This is a genomic window from Rhodobacter capsulatus, from assembly GCF_005144475.1.
In the GTDB taxonomy this organism is placed as follows: Bacteria; Pseudomonadota; Alphaproteobacteria; order Rhodobacterales; family Rhodobacteraceae; genus Rhodobacter; species Rhodobacter capsulatus_C.
In genome coordinates this window covers 1-2008 of sequence record NZ_SWJZ01000166.1, presented here as the reverse complement: position 1 = coordinate 2008, position 2008 = coordinate 1, and the positions used below count along the sequence as shown (strand labels likewise).

The following is a 2008-nucleotide window of genomic DNA, read 5'->3' as shown; positions in this document are numbered from 1 at the left end:
CCAGCCGCTGCCCTTGAGCAGCCGCTCGGCCTCGATGGCCATTTCGCCCTTCTTGAGGTGGTCGAGAAGTTGAGCGGTCCCCTCCCCTTTCGCCTCGCGCACGGCCTCAAGGATGCGAGCCTTGGGCACGCGGTTGAGATAGCCATCGACCGTGGGTTCCCACCCAGCCTCGACCATGTCGAGATCCACCGCACGGGCCACGAGATCGGCATGCGCCATGCGGCGGGTCAAACCGCTGGCGGAGATGCCCGCGCCATAGGGGTTCACCTTCTCATGCAGCGCGTTGATCCCGAAGCTGAGGCAATGCGCGAGGAGCGCCAGACGGCTGCCCTGGTCGAGCACCGTCAGATAATCCCAGAGCGCGGCATCGTCGCCAAGGGGCAGGTCGGCCTCCCACGCAGCGTGGCGCTCATGGACCAGCTTCGCCACCACGCTGTCCTTCAGATCGGGAGCCTGTGCCGACATGAAAACGTGGCGCACCGAGGCCTCGAGACAACTGCCCGAGGCATTGGAGGTGCGGAACGTGTCCGTCACGAGCTTCAGCAGCAGGAGCGTCAGCGCAACGTCGGGCGAGCGCCCGATGGCCTCACGCAGGGCGAGCGTCCGGTGGGCGGTCATCTCCATGACCAACCGCTCGGGCAGCGGCTTCAGCGCACCCTCCTCCTCTTCGTCGGGAAGTTCCCCTCCGAGGGGCTGACCGCCCGAGGTGATGACGGTTGCGCTCCGCTGCCAGCCGCCGCCATCCGCGTCGCCCCCCTGCCCCATCGCCTCAGCACCTTCAGCATCCTGAGCCGCAGTCTCCTCGCTCGGCTCGTCCTCGGGCCGGACATAGCCGCGATAGACCGCGAGGCGGCCATCCCGATCGACGGTCACGAAGACCCCAGCGCGGCTGGCCTCGGCCGGATCGAAGATCAGCGGGCGATGCTCAAGGCGTTCCATCGCCCGTTCGATCTCCCCAAGGCGGGCGTCGATCTCCTCGGGGTAATCGTCCCGCCCGGAGTATTCGTCTTCCAGCGAACGATACTCGGAGAGCAGCGCGGCATGCGTGGCGCTTTCCTCCCCGCTCATCGGCGCCGGATCGCCCACCAGTCGCCGCAGCCCGTGGCTGTAGCCATAGGGCAGATCGGTCGCCACTTCGATCCACTTCCAGCCTTCGGCGGCAAGCGCTTCGGCCTCCGTCTGGAGTTTTGCGCTGACGAGCTGATCGAGAAGGGCAGGGGACTCGAGCCACCCTTCATGCGCTTCCTGAAAGAGATCGCGCATGAGGATGCCGCCGGCCGCTTCATAGGCCTCGACACCGACGAAAATCGCGCGGCGATCGTCAGCCCGCACCGCGGTTTCGGTCAGCATCCGCCGGATCATGTGCGGCTCGCGGTTCCAGGAGTTCCGCACCGCATCCCAGACCTGGATCTGGCGATCGTGATCTTCGTTCACGGTGAAAGCCATGAGCTGCTCGAGCGTCATGCCGTCTTCGGCATAGGCCTCGAGCAGGGCAGGGGCCACGGAGGCGAGCCGCAGACGTTGCTTGACGATCTGAGGCGTGACGAAGAAGGCGGCAGCGATTTCTTCCTCGCCCTGACCTTTCGCCCGCAATTCCGCGAAAGCGCGAAACTGGTCGAGCGGGTGCAGCGCCACACGCTGCATGTTCTCCGCGAGCGAGTCATCCTCGGCAAGGATATCGGACGTGGCGTCACGCAGGATGCAGGGGATCGGCGCGGTCTTCGCCAGCCGCTTTTGCTTGACCAGTAGCGAAAGCGCCTGGAACCGGCGCCCACCGGCCGGGATTTCAAACATGCCGGTTTCGACACCTTCGGCATCAAGCACGGGACGGACGTTCAAGCTCTGCAGGAGTCCACGGCGGGCAATATCCTCGGCCAGTTCCTCGACCGAAACACCCGCCTTGATGCGCCGGACATTGGACTGGCTCAACACGAGCTTGTCGAAGGGGATGTCTCGCGAGGGGGACAGGGTGATTTTCTGGGCAGCTTTCGCCATCAGATCTTCTCCG

The 2008-nt window shown here is 65.4% G+C and carries 1 protein-coding gene; it reads right to left on the bottom strand.

Translation table 11 applies throughout. From position 1 onward, the window contains the following. Positions 1-1995, bottom strand: a 1995-nt coding sequence (locus tag FBT96_RS20470; RefSeq protein WP_136909939.1) for a ParB/RepB/Spo0J family partition protein, incomplete at its 3' end; no start/stop codon positions are given. Between the last annotated feature and the right edge of the window lie 13 nt (positions 1996-2008).